Annotated in this window: 18 protein-coding genes; 4 read left to right on the top strand and 14 right to left on the bottom strand. The window is 72.1% G+C overall.

Annotation, left to right across the window (positions count from 1 at the left end; all coding sequences use genetic code 11):
- Positions 1-28: 28 nt before the first annotated feature.
- The 12 genes from hypE to ACFY1L_RS28310 all read right to left on the bottom strand — a co-directional run bounded on the left by hypE (position 29) and on the right by ACFY1L_RS28310 (position 11,410).
- The gene (gene hypE / locus ACFY1L_RS28365) at positions 29-1,063 is read right to left on the bottom strand and encodes a hydrogenase expression/formation protein HypE (protein ID WP_388830234.1); all 1,035 of its coding nucleotides are present in this window, start codon (positions 1,061-1,063) and stop codon (positions 29-31) included.
- Positions 1,060-2,163, bottom strand: a complete 1,104-nt coding sequence (gene hypD, locus ACFY1L_RS28360) for a hydrogenase formation protein HypD (protein ID WP_388830231.1) — start codon at positions 2,161-2,163, stop codon at positions 1,060-1,062. The genes hypE and hypD overlap by 4 nt, the downstream gene beginning before the upstream one ends.
- Positions 2,160-2,780: a CBS domain-containing protein gene (locus ACFY1L_RS28355; RefSeq protein ID WP_388830228.1), complete on the bottom strand. Its 621-nt coding sequence runs from the start codon at positions 2,778-2,780 to the stop codon at positions 2,160-2,162. Before ACFY1L_RS28355 ends, hypD begins: the two co-directional genes overlap by 4 nt.
- The gene (locus ACFY1L_RS28350; protein WP_388830225.1) at positions 2,773-4,134 is read right to left on the bottom strand and encodes a Ni/Fe hydrogenase subunit alpha; all 1,362 of its coding nucleotides are present in this window, start codon (positions 4,132-4,134) and stop codon (positions 2,773-2,775) included. Before ACFY1L_RS28350 ends, ACFY1L_RS28355 begins: the two co-directional genes overlap by 8 nt.
- Positions 4,131-4,895: an oxidoreductase gene (locus ACFY1L_RS28345; RefSeq protein ID WP_388830222.1), complete on the bottom strand. Its 765-nt coding sequence runs from the start codon at positions 4,893-4,895 to the stop codon at positions 4,131-4,133. Before ACFY1L_RS28345 ends, ACFY1L_RS28350 begins: the two co-directional genes overlap by 4 nt.
- 1 nt (position 4,896) lies before the next feature.
- Positions 4,897-5,703 (bottom strand): FAD/NAD(P)-binding protein, encoded by an 807-nt coding sequence (locus ACFY1L_RS28340; RefSeq protein ID WP_388830219.1) that lies wholly within the window; start codon positions 5,701-5,703, stop codon positions 4,897-4,899.
- Positions 5,700-6,164 (bottom strand): Crp/Fnr family transcriptional regulator, encoded by a 465-nt coding sequence (locus ACFY1L_RS28335; RefSeq protein ID WP_388830216.1) that lies wholly within the window; start codon positions 6,162-6,164, stop codon positions 5,700-5,702. Before ACFY1L_RS28335 ends, ACFY1L_RS28340 begins: the two co-directional genes overlap by 4 nt.
- Entirely contained in the window at positions 6,164-7,300 is a 1,137-nt protein-coding gene (locus tag ACFY1L_RS28330) for a 4Fe-4S dicluster domain-containing protein (RefSeq protein WP_388830213.1), read from the bottom strand. Before ACFY1L_RS28330 ends, ACFY1L_RS28335 begins: the two co-directional genes overlap by 1 nt.
- Before the next feature lie 174 nt (positions 7,301-7,474).
- Positions 7,475-7,732 carry a HypC/HybG/HupF family hydrogenase formation chaperone gene (locus ACFY1L_RS28325; protein ID WP_388830210.1) on the bottom strand — a complete coding sequence of 86 codons (258 nt, stop codon included), beginning with the start codon at positions 7,730-7,732 and terminating at the stop codon, positions 7,475-7,477.
- A gap of 6 nt (positions 7,733-7,738) precedes the next feature.
- Entirely contained in the window at positions 7,739-10,018 is a 2,280-nt protein-coding gene (gene hypF / locus ACFY1L_RS28320; RefSeq protein ID WP_388830207.1) for a carbamoyltransferase HypF, read from the bottom strand.
- On the bottom strand, positions 10,015-10,521 hold the full coding sequence (locus tag ACFY1L_RS28315; protein WP_388830204.1) for a hydrogenase maturation protease: 507 nt from the start codon (positions 10,519-10,521) through the stop codon (positions 10,015-10,017). Before ACFY1L_RS28315 ends, hypF begins: the two co-directional genes overlap by 4 nt.
- A gap of 82 nt (positions 10,522-10,603) precedes the next feature.
- On the bottom strand, positions 10,604-11,410 hold the full coding sequence (locus tag ACFY1L_RS28310) for a universal stress protein (RefSeq protein WP_388830201.1): 807 nt from the start codon (positions 11,408-11,410) through the stop codon (positions 10,604-10,606).
- Between the two features lie 164 nt (positions 11,411-11,574).
- On the opposite strand from ACFY1L_RS28310, the gene ACFY1L_RS28305 reads away from it, so the two are divergent.
- From ACFY1L_RS28305 to ACFY1L_RS28295, 3 genes are all read left to right on the top strand, one after another.
- Positions 11,575-12,477 carry a universal stress protein gene (locus ACFY1L_RS28305; RefSeq protein ID WP_388830198.1) on the top strand — a complete coding sequence of 301 codons (903 nt, stop codon included), beginning with the start codon at positions 11,575-11,577 and terminating at the stop codon, positions 12,475-12,477.
- Positions 12,478-12,486: 9 nt separating this feature from the next.
- Positions 12,487-15,159, top strand: a complete 2,673-nt coding sequence (ppdK, locus tag ACFY1L_RS28300; RefSeq protein ID WP_388830195.1) for a pyruvate, phosphate dikinase — start codon at positions 12,487-12,489, stop codon at positions 15,157-15,159.
- Between the two features lie 130 nt (positions 15,160-15,289).
- Entirely contained in the window at positions 15,290-16,900 is a 1,611-nt protein-coding gene (locus ACFY1L_RS28295) for an MFS transporter (protein WP_388830192.1), read from the top strand.
- Between the two features lie 18 nt (positions 16,901-16,918).
- On the opposite strand, the gene ACFY1L_RS28290 is transcribed toward ACFY1L_RS28295, so the two are convergent.
- Both ACFY1L_RS28290 and ACFY1L_RS28285 read right to left on the bottom strand, forming a co-directional pair.
- Positions 16,919-17,758, bottom strand: a complete 840-nt coding sequence (locus ACFY1L_RS28290) for a hypothetical protein (protein WP_388830189.1) — start codon at positions 17,756-17,758, stop codon at positions 16,919-16,921.
- 117 nt (positions 17,759-17,875) lie between these two features.
- The gene (locus tag ACFY1L_RS28285) at positions 17,876-19,267 is read right to left on the bottom strand and encodes a glutamate decarboxylase (RefSeq protein WP_388830186.1); all 1,392 of its coding nucleotides are present in this window, start codon (positions 19,265-19,267) and stop codon (positions 17,876-17,878) included.
- Positions 19,268-19,604: 337 nt separating this feature from the next.
- Between ACFY1L_RS28285 and ACFY1L_RS28280 the strand changes: the two genes are divergently transcribed.
- Complete coding sequence (locus ACFY1L_RS28280; protein WP_388830183.1) at positions 19,605-20,912, top strand: chloride channel protein; 1,308 nt, start codon at positions 19,605-19,607, stop codon at positions 20,910-20,912.
- Positions 20,913-21,043 lie beyond the last annotated feature (131 nt).

The following is a 21,043-nucleotide window of genomic DNA, read 5'->3' as shown; positions in this document are numbered from 1 at the left end:
CCACCGGCATGCTGCCTCACCTCGCTGATCAGCAGATACGGGGAAGCAGCTCACCCAGCGGCATGTCCACGATGCGCCGCGCACCCACCAGGGTGCGCACAGTTACCCGACCGGCCGGTTCCGGCGGCAGCACCTCGCCGATCCGCACCGCCTGCGCGCCCTCGGGCACCGACCGCAGCGCGGCCAGCGCCGCTTCGGCCGCCCCGGGGTCGACGAAGGCGACCATGCAGCCCTCGTTGGCGACGACCAGCGGATCCAGGCCGAGCAGGTCGCAGGCGGAGGCGACCGCCGCGGGCACCGGGATCGCGCTCTCCTCGATCTCGACGGCGACCGACGAGTCGCGGGCGATCTCGTTGAGGGCCGCGGCGAGCCCGCCCCGGGTCGGGTCGCGCAGCGCGTGGACGGCGGCGCCCAGCGGGGCCAGGGTGCCCACCAGCCGGTGCAGGGGCCGGCTGTCCGAGCAGATGTCGCTCTCGAAGCCGAGGCCCTCACGGGTGCTCAGGACGGTCGTGCCGTGCAGCCCGATCGGCGCGGACAGCAGGACAGCATCGCCGGGGCGGGCCAGCGCGGCGGACGGGTGCAGCGGGCCGCGTCGCTGTCCGACGCCGGTGGTGTTGATGAACAGCCGGTCGGCGGCGCCACGCCCCACGACCTTGGTGTCGCCGGTGACCACCGGCACCCCGACGTCCTGCGCCGCCTTGCCCAGCGACTCCAGAACCGCCCGGAGCTCGGCCAGCGGCAGCCCCTCCTCGACGATCAGGGAGACGGACAGCGCGAGCGGCCAGGCACCCCGCATGGCGAGGTCGTTGACCGTGCCGTGGACGGCGAGGGAACCGATGTCCCCGCCCGGGAAGAAGAGCGGACTGACCACGAAGCTGTCGGTGCTGATCACCAGCTCCCGGTGTCCGGGCAGCAGCGCAGCGTCCTCCATCGGGCCCGCCGCGCCGCCGAAGGCGGGCAGGACCAGCCGGTCGAGCAGCTCGGCGGTGAGCCGGCCACCGGCGCCGTGACCCAGCAGGACGACCTCGTCCTCGTTGTGGGGAGTGGGACATTCGATGCTCATGCCGTGCTCCTGGTGGGAGTGCGTCCAGCCGCGTGGAAGGCGGCACAGGTGCCCTCGGACGACACCATCGGCGCGCCGAGCGGATGACGCGGCGTGCAACGGGTGCCGTACGCGGTGCAGTCGGTGGGCAGCCTGGCCCCGGTGAGGATGGCGCCCGCGATGCACTCCGGGTCCTCGACGGGGCACAGCCCGCCCACGTCGAAGCGGCGGGCCGCGTCGAACTCCCGGTACTCCTCGGCGAGTTCGAGGCCGCTGTCGGGCAGCGCCCCGATGCCGCGCCAGGCCCGGTCGGTGACCCGGAAGACCTTGCGGACCGCGTCCTGGGCGTCGGTGTTGCCCGAGCGGCGCACGGCCCGCACATACTGGTTCTCCACCTCGCAGCGGCCCGACTCCAGCTGCCGTACGGCCATCAGGATGCCCTCCAGCAGGTCCAGCGGCTCGAAACCGGTGACCACTATGGGCACTCGGTGGTGGGCGGCGATGGGCTCGTACTCGGTCCAGCCCATCACCGCGCACACGTGCCCCGCCGCCAGGAAGGCCTGCACCTCGCAGTCGGGGTCGTCGAGCAGCGCCGTCATGGCGGGCGGTACGAGGACATGGCTGACCAGCATCGAGAAGTTCCGCAGCCCGAGGCGGGCCGCGTGCAGCACCGCCATCGCGTTGGCCGGGGCGGTCGTCTCGAAGCCGACGGCCAGGAACACCACCTCGCGGTCGGGGTGGCCGGCGGCCAGGCGCACGGCGTCCATCGGGGCGTACACCACTCGTACGTCCGCTCCCCGCGCCCGCAACGACAGCAGATCGGTGTCCGTGCCGGGCACGCGCAGCATGTCGCCGAAGCTGGTGAGGATCACACCCGGCGCGGCCGCGATGGCCATCGCCCGGTCCAGGGTCTCGAGCGGGGTCACGCACACCGGGCAGCCCGGGCCGTGGATCATCCGCATCCCGGCGGGCAGCAGCTCGTCGATGCCCTGGCGGACCAGGGTGTGGGTCTGACCGCCGCACACCTCCATGATCCGCCACGGTCGCGTGGCGGTGCGCCGCAGCTCGTCCAGCAGCCGCCGGGCGAGCACCGGATCGCGGTATTCGTCGAGGTACTTCATCGGTGCGTGAGATCGAGCCGGATGTCCACGACCCCCTCCACCGCCCGCACCGCACGGGCCACCACGGGCACGAGCATCCGGTCGGGCAGGGCACCACCGATAGTGACCACGCCCTCGGTCACGCTCACGGTCAGGGGGGTGGTGACCGGGAGCTGCCCCAGGACGCTGCGCCGGATCTCCTGGGCGATCTCCTCGTCGTCCCGGAGGAAGACCTTGAGCAGATCACTGCGGCTGACCACGCCCTGCAGCAGGCCCACCCCGTCCACCACGGGCAGCCGCTTGACGTGCCGACGGGCCATGATGCGGGCAGCCTCGGCCAGCGTGGCGTCCGCGTGCACGGTTACGGCCGGGGCGCTCATCAGCTCGCCCGCGCTCACCGCGCCCGCCTTCCTCCGATCGGCCGGATCGCCCTCCTCCGTGTCCCGGAACTCCTCCTTGGCCATCAGATCCGCCTCGGAGACCACCCCCACGACCCGCCCCTCGCCCGCCAGGACGGGCAGGGCACTGACCTTCCACTGATCGAGCAGTTCGACGATCTCCTTGAAGGGCGCCTCACTGCCGACAGCGACGACGGTCTGCGTCATCACATCGCTGACGGTGTACGGAGATTCAGGCATCGCAGCCTCCCGTGGTTTGTTCCGAGGTACGGACGACCGTCAGGTCGAGGAAGTGGGTGGAGCACGAGATGCACGGGTCGTGGTTGCGGATAGCCCGCTCGCACAGGGCCGTCAACTCGCCGTCGTCCGGGTCGTGTTCGCCGATGGCGCGCTGGGCCAGGCGCCGTAGATCGTCCTCGATGGCGCCCTGGTTCTGCGCGGTGGGCGGCACCAGCTGGGCGTCGGTCACGATGCCGTCGGCGTCGAGTTCGTAGCGGTGGTACAGCACTCCCCGCGGCGCCTCGGTGGCGCCGTGCCCGACGCCCGCGACCGGAGGCACGTCGACGTAAGGGCGGGCGGGCGGCTCGTACGCCGCGATGATCCGCAGCGCTTCGCCGACGGCGTACACCGCCTCCACCGCCCGCACCAGGATGGAACGGAACGGGTTGCGGCACACTGCGCCCGTGCGCGGATCGCCCAACCCCGCCTCGACGGCCGCCTGGAGTGCCACCGGCGACAGCTGCGCGCCACCGATCGCGAACCGGGCGAGCGAACCGGTCAGGTGCAGCCGCCCGTCGAGCCGTGAATGCAGCGCGGTGGAGTGCGGCACGTGGGTCTCGGTGACGTGCTCGGTGAAGTCCCGCACGGGGAAGGACGTCCTGGTCCCGTCGGCGCGCAGCACGGTCGGTGTGCCGCCCTCGATGGCGTACGTCCGAGGGTCGGCCAGCGCGAGCAGGTCGGCGTCGGTGTGCGCGTCCGGGAACTCGAAGCCCGCGACCCAGCGCACGGTCTCCCACGCGTCGTCGAGGGCCCGCTTCAACTCCTCCTCCAGCGGCCGGAGTTCGGCGCGTGTCGGTGCCCGGTGGAAGCCGCCCAGGCGTACGTTCACCGGGTGCACGGCCCGCCCGCCCAGCAGCTCCATCAGGGAGTTGCCGGCCTTCTTCAGCCTGAGCCCCCGCTCGACCTCGGCCCGGTGCGTGCGGGCCAGTTCGATCGCGCTCGCACGGCCCAGGAAGTCCGGCGCGTGCAGCAGATAGATGTGCAGGACCTGGCTCTCGATCCACTCGCCGCAGTACAGCAACCTGCGCAGATCCCGGATCACCGGATCGACGCTCACCCCGCACGCGTCCTCGATCGCCGCGCATGCGCTCATCTGGTACGCCACCGGGCAGATCCCGCACACCCGGGCCGTGATGTCCGGCGGCTCCGTGTAGGTACGCCCGCGCAGGAACGCCTCGAAGAACCGCGGCGGTTCGTAGATCTCCAGCCGTGCCTCGGTGACCGTGCCGTCGTGCACATGCAGACGCAGGGCGCCCTCGCCCTCGACCCGGGAGAGCGAGCCGACGTGCAGGACACGGGATCCGCGGTGCGTCACGAGTTCAACTCCTTGTCGAAGGCGGCGGTGTTGAAGGTGTGCAGGAAGCGCATGACGGCGTCCTCGTCCATGCCGTCGCGGCGCAGCAACGGGATCAGCGCCGGCAGGTTCACCGACCCGGCCGGGCCGAAGCAGCCGAAGCAGCCGCGTTGGTACGCCGGGCACAGCGCCCCGCACCCGGCGTGCGTGACCGGACCCAGGCAGGGCGTGCCGTGGGCGACGGTGACGCAGACCGTGCCGCGCCGCTTGCACTCGAAGCACACGCTGTGGTTCGAGATGTCCGGCTTGCGTCCGGCGAGGAAAGCGGTGATCACCTCGATGAGCTGCCGCCGGTCGATGGGGCAGCCGCGCAGCTCGAAGTCGACGTCGACATGGTCCGACACGGGGGTGGAGGTGGCCAGCGTGGAGATGTACTCGGGGTGCGCGTAGACCGTGCGCCGGTACTCGTCGACGTCCGCGAAGTTTCTGAGGGCCTGGATGCCGCCGGCGGTCGCGCACGCCCCGATGGTCACCAGATGGCGCGAAGCGGCCCGGATCGCGCGGATCCGCTCGGCGTCCTCGGCCGTGGTGACCGAGCCCTCGACGAGGGACAGGTCGTAGGGACCCGGCTCGACCGCGCTGGACGCCTCCAGGAAGTGAGCGATCTTGACCCCGCCCGTCAGCGCCAGGAGTTCGTCCTCGCAGTCCAGCAGGGTGAGCTGGCAGCCGTCGCAGGAGGCCAGCTTGAACACCGCGAGCGTGGGAGCGGTCGTCGTGGACATCTCACAACTCCCTTACCGACAGCAGCGGTTCGGCCTGGTCCCAGCCGACCACCGGACCCGCTTGGCACAGCAGCACCGGACCGAGCTGGCAGTGCCCGCAGTGCCCGGTGGCGCAGCGCATGTTGCGTTCCAGTGAGACCCGGATCCGTTCGCGGGGCATGCCGCGGTGTGCGAGGTCGCGGGCGGTGGCCCGGATCATCGGCTCTGGTCCGCAGACGAACGCGCAGGCCGTCGCCGCCTCGAAGTCGGCCCGGTCCAGCAGCTGGGTGACCAGGCCGACGTCCCCGCGCCACTCGTCGTCGGGCCGGTCGACGGTCACGCCGGTATAGGCGGTGCTCCAGCGCGCCGCCTCCTCGGGGCCGATCAGGTCGCCCGGGGTGCGCGCACCGATCAGCACATTGACCCTGCCGTACCGGGCGGGTTCGGCCAGTGCGCGCAGGATCAGCGGGCGCAGCGGCGCGAGCCCGATGCCGCCCGCGACCACCACCACGTCACGCCCGCGCGCCCGCTCCAGCTCCCAGCCGACGCCGTACGGCCCCCGCAGCCCCGGGACGTCCCCGGCCTGTGCCTCGCACAGCCCCGCCGAGACGGCGCCCACCGCCCGGATCGTGTGCGCGAGACCGCCGGTCGTCTGCACCGAACTGACCGAGACGGGGATCTCGCCCCGCCCGAAGCAGTGCACCATCGCGAACTGCCCCGGCTCGAAGTCACCGAGCGTTTCGGCAAGCGGCTCCAGACACAGGGTGACCGTGTCGGCGGTGTCCGGCCGCCGGGCGACCACGCGGTGGGGCACGGGGACGTCCGTCATCGGGAATCGCCGCCGCCGTATGGCCCGTACAGATCGAGCAGCCGGGTCCGTGCCGCGTGCAGCCGGTGGGCCAGCACCCGGCCGACCCAGTGCTCGACGGCCCGCCCGAACTCGGCGTCGTCCAGGCACATCAGCCGGACGGCGACGGCGTCGAACTCGTAGGCCCGCAGCGGGGTCACGGTCGCGGCGCCCAGCTGCCACGCGAACGGCTCGAACAGCCAGGACCAGCCGATGAGATCACCGACGCCGAGCGTCTCCACCACGGGCGCGCGGCGCCCGGGCACATGCATGTCGAGGGCGGCCGTCCCGGCCCGGACGATCCAGAAGCGGTCCGCGTGCCCGCCCTCCTCGAACAGCCGGGTACCCGCCGGAAAGGAGACCTCGCGGGCGACGCGCAGCAGCCGTTCGCGGTGCTCGGCGGGCAGGGCGTGGTTCATGCGCAGGGCGATCGAGGGGGCCATCAGTCCGTCTCCGTTTCGAGTTCGGCCTCCAGCGCGGCGACTTCCTCCGTGATGTCGATGCCGGCCGGACACCAGGCGATACAGCGCCCGCAGCCGACGCATCCGGTCGTGCCGAACTGGTCGTGCCAGGTGGCGAGTTTGTGGGTGAGCCACTGCCGGTAGCGGCTGCGCGCCGAGGCGCGGACCGGGCCGCCGTGCAGATACGAGAAGTCCAGGTCGAAGCAGGAGTCCCAGCGCTGCCACCGCTCGGCGTGGTCACCGGTCAGGTCGGTGACCTCCTCCGTGGTGGTGCAGAAGCAGGTCGGGCAGACCATCGTGCAGTTCCCGCAGGTCAGGCAGCGCTCGGCGACATCGTTCCAGCGCACGGCGTCCAGGCTCGCGCCCATCAGGGCCCGCAGGTCCACCGGCGGCAGCGAGCGGCCCATCCGGTCGCGGGCGGCGTCCACCGAGGCGCGGGCGGTTGCCTCGGTGGCCAAGTCGGCGCTGCGGTACGGCACTTGCTCCAGCAGCTTGGCGCCCTCCTCGCTGCCGACACGCACGAGGAACCGGTGCCCGTCCTCGTCGACCACCTCGGTGAGCGCGAGGTCGTAACCGGGGTCGGCGGCCGGCCCACCGCCCGTGGACACGCAGAAGCACGTCGCGCCCGGCTCGGTGCACTCGGCGGCGATCAGCAGCGCACCCCTGCGCCGGCGCCCATAGCCGGTGTCCTCGTGCCGTCCGCCGGTCAGGACGCGGTCCTGGATCGCGATCGCCCTCAGGTCGCAGGGGCGGACGCCGAGAAAGGCGTACGACGGAGCCTCCGGCTCGTGCGACGTGAAGGAGATATCGCCCTCCGGGGTCCGGTCGGCGCTCCACAGCTGCTCGCGCTGCGGGTGCAGGTAGGCCTTCCAGGACTGCGGTCCCGCGCTGTGCGCGAAGGCGGCATCGTCCGCACGCCGCACCAGCCGGTACCGTCCGGCGTCGAGTTCGACACCCCAGCCGTACGGCAGCGTGTCCGCCGAGGTCGTCTCCGCCAGCACGATCGCGCCGTCGCGGACGGTCGGTCCGACGACGGTCCGTCCCTGCGCCACCAGAGCCGCGACCAGTGCGTTCAGACCGTCCCGGTCCAGCACGGCCGGGGCTCGGGTAGCGGTCATGGCGGTCCTCCTTGTCCGAGGCGGCTCCGTGCTCCCTCCACAGCCAGGTTCGGCCCCGGCACACCGTCCGCGGCAGGGGCTGACCGTCCCTGTCGGGCGGGCCGACCGGATCCCAAAGGGCCGATGGACCCCTTCCGACGGGCTCCTTCCGGCAGGCCGCTTACGGAGGACCGCTCACGGAAGCGGCTCGCCCAGCTCGCCCTCCACCGCACCCGCCATCGCCCGCAGCACGTCGAGGGTGCGGTGCGCCTCCGCCTCGTCGACCTGGGTGATCGCGAAACCGACATGCACGATGACGTACGACCCGACGTCCGCATCCGGCGTGCAGCTCAGGCAGACCTCGCGCCGGATCCCGCCGAAGTCGACGGTGGCCATGCGCAGTCCGGCGTCGTCGTGGATCTCCAGAACCCGGCCCGGGATGCCGAGGCACATGGGCGCTCACCCCTCCCCGGCCAGCCGCGCGGCTGCCACCGCGGCCTGGCCGTAACTGATGCCGCCGTCCCCGACGGGGACCTGACCACCGACCAGCACCCGCAGCCCCTCCGCGCGCAGCCGGCGCTTCACCTCCGTCAGCAGGAGGCGATTGACGAAGCAGCCGCCGCCGAGACACACCGTGCGCGGCGCGCCCTCGGCCACGGCCCGTGCGACGAGTTCCGCGGTGACGATCGCGAGCGTCAGATGGAAGGCCGCGGCCAGCCGGGCCACCGGCTCACCGTCGAGCTGCCGTCCCAGCAGGTCGGTCAGCGTCGGCGCGGAGTCGTACACCCACAGGCCCTGCGCCCGCACCACACGATGGGCCAGCGGCACGGCGTGCTCGGCACCCGCCGCCGCCTCGAGCAGGACGGCGGCCTCACCCTCGTAACCCACCCGGTCGCACAGACCCAGCAATGCGGCGACCGTGTCGAAGAGCCGTCCGGCACTCGACGCCCGCGGACAGTTGACGTCCTTGGCGACCATGGCGCGCACGGCGGCGACCTCGGCCGGATCGAGCCGCTGCGTGAAGGGACGGGTGAGCCAGGGGTACGGGTGCGGTGAGCCCAGCGTCTCGCCGCCGAGCAGGTGCCCGAGGGCCGTACGGGAGGGATGGCGTACCGCCGCGTCGCCGCCGGGCAGGGGCGCGGTCGCGAACCTGCCCACGCGGCGGTAGCCGCTCAGATCGGCGACGAGGATCTCGCCGCCCCACAGGGTGCCGTCGTCACCCAGCCCGAGCCCGTCGTAGGCGACGCCGAGGAACCGCCCCCGCACCCCGTGCTCGGCCGCACAGGCCGCCACGTGCGCGTGATGGTGCTGCACCGGAATCCGCCGCACCGGCTGCGCCTCGGCCCACTGCGTGGACAGATAGCCGGGGTGCAGGTCGTGGGCGAGGGCGACAGGTTCGATGCCGGTGAGCCGCTTGAGATGGTCGTACGACGCCAGGAACGCGTCGTGGGTTGCGAGATCGGCCAGGTCGCCGGTGTGCGGACCGAGGTGGGCCCGGCCGTCCGCGGCCAGCGTGAACGTGTGCTTGAGCTGGGCTCCTGCCCCGGCGACGGGCTCCCGCACACCCAGGGGCAGCGGGGCGGGGGCCAGCCCGCGGGCACGGCGGACCGTGATCCGGGTCCGGCCGGTGAACTGCACCACCGAGTCGTCGTAGCGGGAGCGGATCGGCCGGTCGTGGGTGAGGAAACCGTCCGCGATGTCGGCCAGGGCGTGGCGGGCCTCGGTGTCGTCGACGGCGATGGGTTCGTCGCTGAGGTTGCCGCTGGTGACCACCAGGGGCCGGTCCAGGTCGTCGAGGAGGAGGTGGTGCAGTCCGGTGGTGGGCAGGAACAGGCCGATGTGGGGCAGACCCGGGTGGACTTCCGGAGCGATCCCTCTCCTCCCGCGCCGGGCGAGCAGCACCACGGGACGGCCGGGGGACGTCAGCTCCCGTTGTTCCGTGGCGCCGATCCGCGCCAGCCGGGCGGCCGTGGCGAGGTCGCGGACCATGACGGCGAACGATTTCGCCGGACGGCGCTTGCGGCGCCGCAGTTCCGCCACGGCCACCGGATCGCCCGCGTCGCACACCAGTTGGTAGCCGCCGAGGCCCTTCAGCGCGACGATCCCACCGGCGCCGACGGTCCCGACCGCCGCGCGCAGGGCCTCCTCGCCGCGCAGGTCCTCCCAGGCCAGCCTTGGTCCGCACACGGGACACGCGACGGGTTCGGCGTGGAAGCGCCGGTCGGCCGGGTCGGCGTACTCGGCCGCGCACTGCGCGCACAGCGGGAATCGGCGCATGGTTGTGCGGACGCGGTCGTAGGGCAGGTCCTCGATGATCGTGGCGCGGGGCCCGCAGTCGGTGCAGTTGATGAACGGATAGCGATGCCGGCGGTCGCGCGGGTCTCGCAACTCGTGCAGGCAGGCGTCGCAGATCGCGGCGTCGGGCGGGATCTCGCGCGCAGCCGTGTCCGTGACGCCGGGCGCGCTGGGGCGAACGCGAAACCCCCGCTCGTACGCCGACCGACGTATGCCGTTGGTGAGTCGGACCCGGCGGACGTGGGCGAGCGCGGGCGCGTCGGCCCGCAGGCGTGCCGCGAACTCCTCGATGGCCCGGGGCGGCCCGGCGACCTCACCTTCCACGTGCCCGTTGACGTTGGCCACCCAGCCGTCCAGGCCGAGTTCGGCCGCGGTGCGGTACACGAACGGCCGGAAGCCGACGCCCTGGACGATGCCTTCCACGTGGAAGCGGCGCACGGTCATGCCCGCCCCCTTGTCGCAGGCTCCCGGTGCCGGGCGACCTCCAACTCGACAGAGTGGACGAGGGGTTCGACGGCGGCCGCGACGGCGGGGGAGAGGCCGGTGCCCAGCGCGGTGTCGGCGCCCTCGACGGCGTAGACGACGAGCCGGCCCGGCAACACGCCCAGAGCCCGGGCGAGTTCGACGGCCTCGCCCAGGCCCAGCCCGTGCGAGCTGGGCCTGGGCGGCTGCGCGAGGTGTCCGGCGTCGAGTTCGAGGCGGTGCACACGGCCGGGCGTGCCCGGGTGCGCATGGGCCGCGTCCACGACCACGGCGAGGTCGGTGCCCTCCCACAGGCCGATCAGCCGGGCGGGGTCCCCGTCGCAGGTGGCGAGCACGGTCCCGGGCGGTAGCGGCCGTTCCCCGGCACGCTCGCGCAGTTCGGCGAGCACCGCCCAGCCCACGCCGTCGTCGCGCCGGAAGTCGTTCCCGACGCCGATGACGGCGATCCGTGCACACGGGGTCATGCTTCTCACGGTGCGTCGCCGTCATAGGGCCGCCACAGAGGCCGAACGACCCAACCGCCGGGGCCGATCCTCCCCACCGGAACTACGACGGCACGACGGCGACGGGGCACCGGCAGTGCTCCAGCAGCTCCCGGACCGTGGAGGCCGAGCCGGAAGGCCGTCCGACCACCACCAGTTCGGCGCCTTCCGAGGCGTGGGCGAGGGCTTCCACCGGGGTGAACAGCACGACGTCCTCCAGGACGTCGACGTCCGGGTACTTCGCGCGCCACGGGCGCAGCGCGTCGGACAGCAGCTGCACCTCGTGGTCCTCCCAGGTGGCCCGGTCCTCCTCCAGGACCGGCCAGGGCGAGGTGGCGGCGCGCGGGGGCAGCTTCCAGGCGTACACCGCGTGCAGCCGTACGCCGCGCAGCCGTGCTGCCTCGAAGGCGAAGCCGAGCGCTCCGGACGCCGGGGCCCGGACATCGACGCCGACGCTCACGCCGGTGGAGGGGCGCGCGGGACCCTCGCCGGTGCGTCTGCCGGGGACCAGGACCACCGGCCCGGCGGCGCCCTCGGCCAGGGCCGCCGCGGTCGAGCCCACACTGACCCCGGCGTCGGCGTCGCCGTCCTCGCCGCGCAGGCCGAGCACGAGCAGCTCGGCGCGCTCGCCGGCGCTGCGCAGCAGTGCAACCGGCGGCCCGTCGAGGCTCGTGGCCCGGATCTTCAACGCAGGGTGCCTCTCGACGAGTTCGGCCACCACATGGTCCGCCAGCGCATCCGGCGCGTCCGCCGGCACCACGTGCACCACCCGCACGGGCAGCGCGCGCAACAGCGCCTCGCGCGTTGCCCAGTCGGCCGCGGCACGGCTGCCCGCCGACCCGTCCACCCCGGCGATGATCACTCGTTGCATGGTCCGCTGCCTCCCGACCCGTGGGTCTTCCACCCTGGCCGCCGACCCGCGGCCCGTGCAGGGGCCGAACGGGCCCGGCCTGAGCCCTGGCGGCCCATACCCGGCGGTAGGGGCCGGGACGAGGCTGGTGGCGAGGAGCAGACCGAGCGCAGGAGGTGCGCATCATGCTTCCGCCCGTCATCGCCGGAGTCGACGGATCGGACGAGAGTCTGGCCGCTGCGGAGTGGGCCGCCCGCGAGGCGGTGCGCCGCGACCGGCCGCTGCGGCTCGTGCACGTCTGGAACTGGCATCCGCGCCAGGAGGACGGCGAGATCGCCACGGCCGCGCAACGGCATCTGGCCCGCCGCGCCCTGCACCAGGCGGAGGACCGCATCCGCCGTACCTGCCCCGCCGCCCGCATCGAGGACGAACAGGTCCAGGGCCCCGCGACCGCCGCCCTGCTGAAGACGGCCGAGCAGGCCGACGTGTTGGTGCTGGGCTCGCGCGGCCTCAGCGGTTTCACCGGCTTCCTGGTCGGATCGGTCGCACTGGGCGTGGTGGCACGCGCCACTCGGCCCGTCGTCCTGGTCCGGGCCGGCGAAGAGGGCGCCGACGAGCATCTCCCGGACGGCCGGGGCAACGGCTCCACCCGGACCCGATACCGGGACGTGGTGTTGGGCATCGACCTCGCCCACCCCTGCGACGAGGTGATCGAGTTCGCCTTCGAGGAGGCCCGGCTGCGCGGAGCGCGCCTGAAGGTCGTGCACGCCTGGCAACAGCCCTCCCCGATCGGGCTCGGCCCCGGCGACCTCGGCCTCGTGGGCAGCCCCGAGCGGGCCGAGGAGTGGCACGGCTTCCTGACCGCCGTCCTGCAGGTGTGGCGCGACAAGTACCCCGGCGTCGAGGTCGCCGAGACCGTCACCGAGGGCCGGCCCCAGTCCGCGCTGTTGCGTGCCGCGTCCGGAGCGGGCCTGCTCGTCGTCGGCCGCCGCATCACCGACCGGCCCGCCGGCCCGCGCATCGGGCCCGTCGCCCACGCCGCCATCCACCACGTCGGCTGCCCCGTGGCCGTCGTACCCCACGCCTGAGAGGCCCTGATGACCATGCCGACGAAGTACGTGTACGAGTTCGCCGAGGGCGGCCGGGACATGGCCGCCCTGCTCGGCGGCAAGGGAGCCGGACTCGCCGAGATGACGAGGATCGGCCTGCCCGTCCCGCCCGGCTTCACCGTCACCACCGACGCCTGCAAGGTCTACCTGGAGACCGGCGAGGAGCCGCCCGAACTCGGCGTCGAGGCGGCCCACGCACTGGCCGGACTGGAGCGGTCCATGGGCCGCACGCTCGGCGCAGCCGACGACCCCCTGCTGGTGTCGGTGCGCTCGGGCGCCCGCTTCTCCATGCCCGGGATGATGGAGACCATCCTCGACATCGGTCTCAACGACCGGTCGGTCACCGGTCTCGCCAAGGCTTCCGGGCAGGAGCGGTTCGCCTGGGACTCCTACCGCAGGCTGATCCAGATGTTCGGACACACCGTGATGGGCGTGGACGCCGACCTGTTCGAGCAGGCCATCGCCGCACACAAGACACACGACCATGACCTCGACACCGGCGAACTCGCCCGGCTCACCGAGGAGTTCAAGGACATCATCCGCAAGGAGACCGGCGAGGACTTCCCCCAGGACCCCGCCGACCAGCTCTCCCGCGCCATCCGCGCCGTCTTCGACTCCTGGAACACCGAGCGCGCCCGCGTCTACCGCCACCGCGAACACATCCCCGAGGACCTCGGCACCGCAGTCAACGTCCAGGCGATGGTCTTCGGCAACCTCGGCAACGACTCCGGTACCGGCGTCGCCTTCACCCGCGACCCCGCCACCGGCGCACGCGGCATGTACGGCGACTACCTGCCCGACGCGCAGGGCGAGGACGTCGTCGCCGGCGTGCGCGACGCGCTGCCCTTGAGCGAGCTCAAGTCGCTCGACCCCCGCGCCTACGTCGAACTCGGCGACCACATGCGGACCTTGGAGAACCACTACCGCGACCTGTGCGACGTCGAGTTCACCGTCGAGCGCGGCAAGCTGTGGATCCTGCAGACCCGGGTCGGCAAGCGCACCGCCGAGGCAGCCTTCCGCATCGCCCACGACCTGCGCGAGGAACGCGCGATCACCGCCGACGAGGCGCTGGTCCGGGTCGACGGAACCGAACTGAACCGGCTGATGTTCCCCCGCTTCGAGGTACGGCCCACCGACGTGCCCCTCGCCCACGGAGTGCCCGCCTCGCCGGGCGCCGCGGTGGGCGCCGCCGTCTTCGACTCCGCCGAGGCCGTACGGCGTGCCGCGGCGGGCGAGCAGGTGATCCTCGTCCGCCGCGAGACCACCCCCGACGACCTGCCCGGCATGATCGCCGCACAGGCGGTGCTCACCAGCCGGGGCGGCAAGACCAGCCACGCGGCGGTCGTCGCACGTGGCATGGGCAAGGTATGCGTGTGCGGCGCGGAGGCACTCGGCGTCGACCCGGTCGCCCGCGCGTTCACCACCGAGTCAGGCGTGGTCGTCCACGAGGGTGACACCGTCTCCGTCGACGGCACCGCCGGCACCGTCCACCTCGGCGCCCTCCCGCTCACCGCGTCCGACGTCGGCCGCGCGCTGGAGACCGGCACCGCTGCGGGCCCGCTCACCGAAGCGGTCCTCGGCGCTCTCGCCCACGCGGACTCCGTACGGCGCCTCGAGGTGCGGGCAAACGCCGACACCCCCGAGGACGCCGCCCGCGCCCGCAGCCTCGGCGCGCAGGGCATCGGGCTGTGCCGCACCGAGCACATGTTCCTCGGTGAGCGCAGGGCACTGGTCGAGGCGATGATCCTCGCCCGCGACGACACCACCCGCGAACAGGCCCTCGCCGCCCTGCTGCCGCTGCAGCGCGAGGACTTCACCGGAATCCTCGCGGCGATGGACGGGCTGCCGGTGACGATCCGGCTGCTGGACCCGCCGCTGCACGAGTTCCTGCCCGACCGAACGGAACTCGCCGTCCGCCTGGCCGAAGCCACCGACCCGGACCCGCGCGACCGCGAACTCCTGGCCGCCGTCGAGCGCATGCACGAGCAGAACCCGATGCTCGGCCTGCGCGGAGTGCGCCTCTGCCTGGCCGTGCCCGGCCTGATGGCCATGCAGGTACGCGCCGTCGCCGAAGCGGTCACCGCCCGCCTGCGCGCCGGCGGCGACCCGCGCGCCGAGATCATGATCCCGCTGGTCGGCACGGTCGAGGAACTGCGCCTGGCCCGCGCCGAGACCGAACGCGTCCTCGCCGAGGTCGCGGCCGAGACCGGTACCGAACTGGACTGCCCGATCGGCACGATGATCGAACTGCCGCGCGCTGCCCTGACCGCCGCCCGGATCGCCGGGGCCGCCGACTTCTTCTCCTTCGGCACCAACGACCTCACCCAGACCACCTGGGGCCTGTCCCGCGACGACGCGGAGGCCTCCTTCTTCCCGCTGTACCTGGACAAGGGCGTCTTCCAGGTGTCGCCGTTCGACTCGATCGACCAGGAGGGCGTCGGACGGCTGGTGGAGATCGCCGTCGAGGCCGGGCGCTCCGTCAACCCCCGCCTGGAGACGGGCGTCTGCGGCGAACACGGCGGCGACCCGGACTCCATCCACTTCTTCCACCGGGCGGGCCTGGACTACGTCTCCTGCTCACCGTTCCGCATCCCGGCGGCCCGACTGGAGGCGGGACGCGCGACCCTGATGGACACCACCGGGACCAGCGACAGCCGATGAGGAGATGAGCGGATCACGGCCTAGGCCCTTTGGTCCGCGGCCATACGGGATCACCCGCTTTGGCCGCCAACCGGTCGATCTCCGTGGCGGGTCGAGGGGCGATCACCATGGCCGCTGAGACGATGCGCGCATGGCACCCCGGGAAGGCAGCACTGAGCGTTCGGCAGCCGCACGACTCGTCCTCCTGACGCTCGCGTCCGGCCAGTTCCTGATGGCCCTGGACAGCTCGGTCATGAACGTCTCGATCGCAACGGTGGCCGACGACGTCGGCACGACGGTCACCGGGGTCCAGGGCGCGATCACCGCCTACACCCTTGTGATGGCGATGTTCATGATCCCCGGCGGCAAGGTCGGCACGCTGATCGGTCACAAACGCGCATTCATGATCGGCTGCGCCGTCTACGGATGCGGATCCCTGACCACGGCGCTGGCCCCGAACCTGCCGGTGCTGCTGGTCGGCTGGTCGCTCCTGGAGGGCCTCGGGGCGGCGCTCATCCTGCCCGCGATCGTGGCGCTCGTCGCCGCCAACTTCGGCGTCGAACGCCGACCCGCCGCCTACGGGCTCGTCACGGCCGCAGGAGCCGTGGCGATCGCCCTCGGGCCGCTGGTCGGAGGTGTCGCGACCACATACTTCTCCTGGCGCTGGGTGTTCGCCGGTGAAGTCGTGATCGTGCTCGCCATCCTGGCCCTCGGCCGCCGTATCGCCGACGCACCGGCCGATAACCCCTCCCGCATCGATCTCGTCGGCACGGCGCTGTCCGCCGCCGGGCTGGGGGTCTTCGTCTACGGCGTACTCCGCTCGGACGAATGGGGCTGGTTCCAGCCGAAGCCCGACGCGCCCTCCTGGCTCGGGATCTCACTGGTCGTCTGGCTCATGCTGGCGGGACTGCTCCTGATCTGGCTGTTCCTCCGCTGGGAGGCACGCCTCGTGGAGCGGCACAGGGAACCACTCGTGGACCCGGCCCTCCTGCAGAACCGGCAACTCACCGGCGGGCTGACGATGTTCTTCTTCCAGTACCTCGTGCAAATGGGAGTGTTCTTCGTCGTACCCCTCTACCTGTCCGTGGCCCTCGGCCTGTCCGCGCTCAAGACCGGCGCCCGCATCCTGCCGCTCTCGCTGACCCTGCTGGCCGCCGCGATCCTCATCCCGCGGTTCCTCCCGGATGTCTCGCCGCGGCGGGTGGTCCAGCTCGGGATCCTCTCGCTGTTCGCGGGAGCAGTGGTCCTGATGGCCGCGCTCGACGCCGACGCGGGTGCGGAAGTCGTCACCATTCCCCTCCTGCTGATCGGGCTGGGCATGGGCGCGCTGGCGTCGCAGCTCGGCTCGGTCACCGTGTCCGCGGTGCCGGACGAGCGGAGCGCGGAAGTGGGCGGCGTCCAGAACGCGGTCACCAACCTCGGTTCCTCGATCGGTACCGCACTGGCCGGGTCGGTCCTGATCGCCGCGCTGACCAGTTCGTTTCTTGCCAACATCGAGCAGAACCCGGAGATCCCGGCCCAGGTCAAGAGCAAGGCGAGCGTCGAACTCCAAAGTGGCGTGCCCTTCCTGTCGGACGCTCAGCTCAAGGCCGCCCTCGACGAGGAGGGCACGAGCACGAACGTGACGCAGGCCGCGCTCGACGCGAATGCCGACGCACGGCTCGACGGCCTTCGGGCCGCACTGGCGATCCTTGCCCTCACTTCGCTCCTCGCGATGTTCTTCACCCACCGAATCCCGACGACTCAGCCCCGCTCGACGTAGGCCTCAGCGGGCGGTGCTCTACGGGCGTTCGTACAGCTGCAGGACGCCGCCGACGGAGAAGCACAGGGCGCCGGTGAGGGTGCCCCAGTTGGCGATGTCGATGTTGACCGGGCTGCCGGTGGCCGGGCGGGTGTACGCGGCGATCGCCGAGACCATGAACAGGACGGACCCGAGTTGGTTCACCGCGACGATCCACCATCCGAGGCTGCGCAGGAGCAGGCGGGGCCGGCCGTGGCAGACCTCGACCAGGGCGAGATGGCCGGAGGCCAGGAACAGCACGCAGCCCACCACGTCGGGTACCCAGATCAGACGGTTGGTCTGGTGGACGTTCAGCCCTTGGAGGAAGGAATCCAGCAGGTTCACGCCGAAGACCAGGGTGCCGGTGAACAGGAGGAAGACGCTCAGCCAGTCCACCCGCGTGGGCTCGTAGCTCCACCAGCGCCAGCGGCGGGTGACCAGCGCCTTGCCGCCGATCACGTGACGGGGCGCGTTGATCACCTGCAGCAACGAGACGTACCCGCCGATGTTGAAGAACAGTCCGCCGGCGAAGTAGATCGAGGCGCATTCGGTGGCGTCGCCGGAGCCGAACTGGGCCACGGCGGCGCCGGCCGCGAACAGGGCCCCGCCGATGACGAAGGCGGTCGCGGCGACGGCGTTGAGCCTGCGCAGACGGCGGATCGAGACGTCGTCGGCACGGGCCTGCCGACCGTCGTCTGCGCTCGGTGTGCGGACGGCGAGCACTCCGCGCCGTCGTGCGAGCCGTGACTCCCAGACCACCTCGGCGTCACCGGGCAGGCGCCAGGTGACTCGGGTGGTGAACGGTCCCGCGCCCTCGGTGCGCTGCTCGAGCTGTTCCACGGCCCGAGCCTAGATCGCTGACCTGGCCATTCCCCGGGCGAAACGCCAGTCCGGTCCCGCGTCCAGAGGCACCTGAAGCCTCGCGTGGCCGTCGGCCGACTCGCCCCGTCCTGGCCCTCAGTGGTGGAAGCCGGCGCGCTCCGCGTCGCGTGGGTGGCCTTCGTTGAGGTGCTTGATCGCTCTGCGCATGTCGTCGGCGAGGAGTTCGACCTCGTCGCGGTCGACGCCGTGCCGGACCAGGACGCGCTGGATGACCGTCTCCTGACGGTTCGGCGGCAGCGGGTAGGAGGGCACCTGCCAGCCGCGCATCCGCAGCAGGTCGGAGAGGTCGTAGAGGCTCCAGCTCGTCGACGCCGGGTCGGTCAGCGTGTAGGAGACGGCCGGCAGCGCGTCTGCGCCGTCGTAGAGGAGGGTGAAGGGGCCCATCTCGCTGATCTGGCGGGCCAGATGCTGCGCGGTGTCGGCGCAGGACTGGTACACCCGCCGGTACCCCTCGCGGCCGAGGCGCAGGAACATGAAGTACTGGCTTACGACCTGCCCTCCGGGGCGGGAGAAGTTCAGCGCCAGGGTCGGCATGTCGCCACCCAGGTAGTCGACATGGAAGACGAGGTCCTCCGGCAGGGCGGACTTGTCGCGCCACAGTGCCCAGCCCACGCCGAGCGGTGCCATGCCGTACTTGTGGCCGGAGGCATTGATGGAGGCGACTCGGGGCAGCCGGAAGTCCCAGACCAGATCGGGGTGGAGGAACGGCGCGATGAATCCGCCGGAGGCCGCGTCGACGTGCAGCGGGATGTCGAGGCCCGTCTCCGTCTGCAGGCGGTCGAGCTCGGCCGCGATCTCCGCGATCGGTTCGTAGGTGCAGGTGTAGGTGACGCCGAGGATCGCGACGACGCCGATGGTGTTCTCGTCGACGTACTCGCGCAGTTGGTGCGGCTGCAGGCCGGTCGCTCCGGGCTCCACCGGGACCTGGCGCAGCTCCACGTCGAAGTACCGGGCGAGCTTCTCCCAGCACACCTGCACCGGCCCGCACACCAGGTTCGGGCGGTCGGTGGACAGGCCGGCGGCGCGGCGTCGGTCGCGCCAGCGCCACTTCAGGGCGAGGCCGCAGAGCATGGCGGCCTCGCTGGAGCCGGTGGTCGAGCAGCCCACGGCATTGGCGTCGCCGTCCGTGCCGGCCGGGGCGTGCCAGAGGTCGGCGAGGATGTTGACGCAGCGCGACTCGATCTCCGCGGTCTGCGGGTATTCGTCCTTGTCGACGATGTTCTTGTCCAGGCACAGGTCCATCAGGCGGCGGACCTCGTCGTTCGTCCAGGTGGTGCAGAAGGTGGCCAGGTTCTGTGCGGCGTTGCCGTCCAGGAGCAGCTCGTTGCGCAGCAGCTGGAAGACCACGGACGGTGGCGCGGGGAACTCCGGCATCGATCGCTTGGGCAGGGGCCGCTCACTCAGCGGCGAGGCGAAGATGTCGACGGTCGGATCGGCCGCCGGTTCCTGAGCGTTGTGCAGAGCCACCAGTCACCTCACATATCGGTCTCAGATCCGCATCAGACGCTACGGATGGGCCACGGGTTCGGCATGAGGACGTAGGCCATCCGGGCGCGACTCAGCGAGCCTCGACCCTGGATGCCGGGCACGGGCCAGGCTTCGACGCCCTGCCGCGGAGGATTTGTCTGCCGGCTCGGCAGCGTGGCGACGGGCAATGGAAGGCCGACTGGATAGCATCGTCCTGTTATGGGTTGAATCACCTGTCGTGTCCTGACCTCAGGAGGACCCCATCGCCGGGACGAAAACGGCAGCGGCCGGGCCCGCGCCGGGGAATCAGCCCCAAGAGGCCGACCAGCTGCAGACCATGCTGCGCCGCCCCGAATACCGCAAGGCGCTGGTGTTCTGCGGGCTGATCGGTGTTCCGGTGGCGCTGGTCGCCTTCTGGTTCCTTGTGGCGCTCCACCAACTGGAGCAGCTGATCTGGACGGACTGGCCCAAGGACCTGGGCTGGAAGCAGGCTCCCTGGTGGTGGGCGCTGCCCCTGATGGCGGTGGCCGGGTTGGTCGTAGGTCTGGTGGTCGCCCGGCTTCCCGGGCGGGGCGGGCACATCCCGGCGGGCGGTCTGCATTCCGGCGGGGTCACCAAGGAAGCACTGCCCGGTGTCCTCGTCGCCGCGCTGGTCGGCCTGCCGCTCGGGGTCGTACTGGGTCCCGAGGCGCCGCTGATCGCCCTGGGCGGCGGTCTGGCGCTGCTCTTTGCGAGCCTGGTCCGGGCACCCCAGACCGAGGCGAGCACGGCGTTGCTCGGAGCGGCCGGGGCCGCGGCGGCCATCTCGGCGCTGTTCGGGAACCCGGTGGTGGGAGCCGTACTCCTGATGGAGGTGGCCGGGATAGGCGGGCCGCAGCTGTTCGCGGTGATGCTGCCGGCCCTGCTGGCCAGCGGAGTCGGGGACCTGATCTTCACCGGGTTCGTGCACTGGACCGGCCTGGAGACCGGGAGCCTGGACATCGGGCTGCCGAAGCCACCGCCGCTCGACTGGGCGGACGTCCTGTGGGTCCTGGTGATCGCGCCGGCCCTCGCCTTCCTCATCCACTGGGTGTTCGTGGGCGGCAGGTTCGTGGCCGGCTTCGTGACGACCCGGACTGTACGGAAGACCATTCTGTGCGCGCTGGGGGCGGCGGGCTTCATCACCCTCTACGCGGTCGCCACCGGCCGTTCGCCGGCCGACGCCGCCATGTCGGGGGAGGACGCCCTGGCCGGCCTGGCGCAGGACCCGCACGCCTGGTCGGTGGGCGCGCTCGTCGCGGTGCTGGTGTTCAAGGGGCTCGCGTACACGGTCTGTCTGGGCAGCCTGCGCGGTGGCCCTGTCTTCCCCGCCCTGTTCCTGGGCGGGGCGACCGGCGTCCTGCTGGCGCCGCTGCCCGGTCTGGGGCTGGTGCCCGCGATGGCGGTCGGGATGGCGGCGTCGGTGACCGCGGCCCTGCGGGTGCCCGTGAGCAGTGTGGTCCTGGTCGTGCTCCTGCTGGGCAATGTGGACACGGTCGCGCTGGTGGTGCTGTCCGCCGTGGTGTCCTTCGTCGTGGTCCAACTGCTGCCGCAGGGGCCGCGGATCCCCGCGTTCAGCGAACCGCCGGCCGGTCGGGCGCGTCGTCCAGGGTCGTCGCCGTCATGATGAGCGAGAGGTGGGTGAAGACCTGCGGGAAATTGCCCAGTTGCTCCCTGCTGTGACCTATCTCTTCAGCGAACAGTCCGACGTGGTTCGCACGGGATCCGGCAGGGGCTCGCCGCCCTGATCGTCGGGTT

The sequence above is a fragment of the Streptomyces sp. NPDC001663 genome, from assembly GCF_042893105.1.
GTDB lineage: Bacteria > Actinomycetota > Actinomycetes > Streptomycetales > Streptomycetaceae > Streptomyces.
Note: the sequence above shows the minus strand (reverse complement) of the source record. Positions and strands in the feature narration are given on the sequence as shown.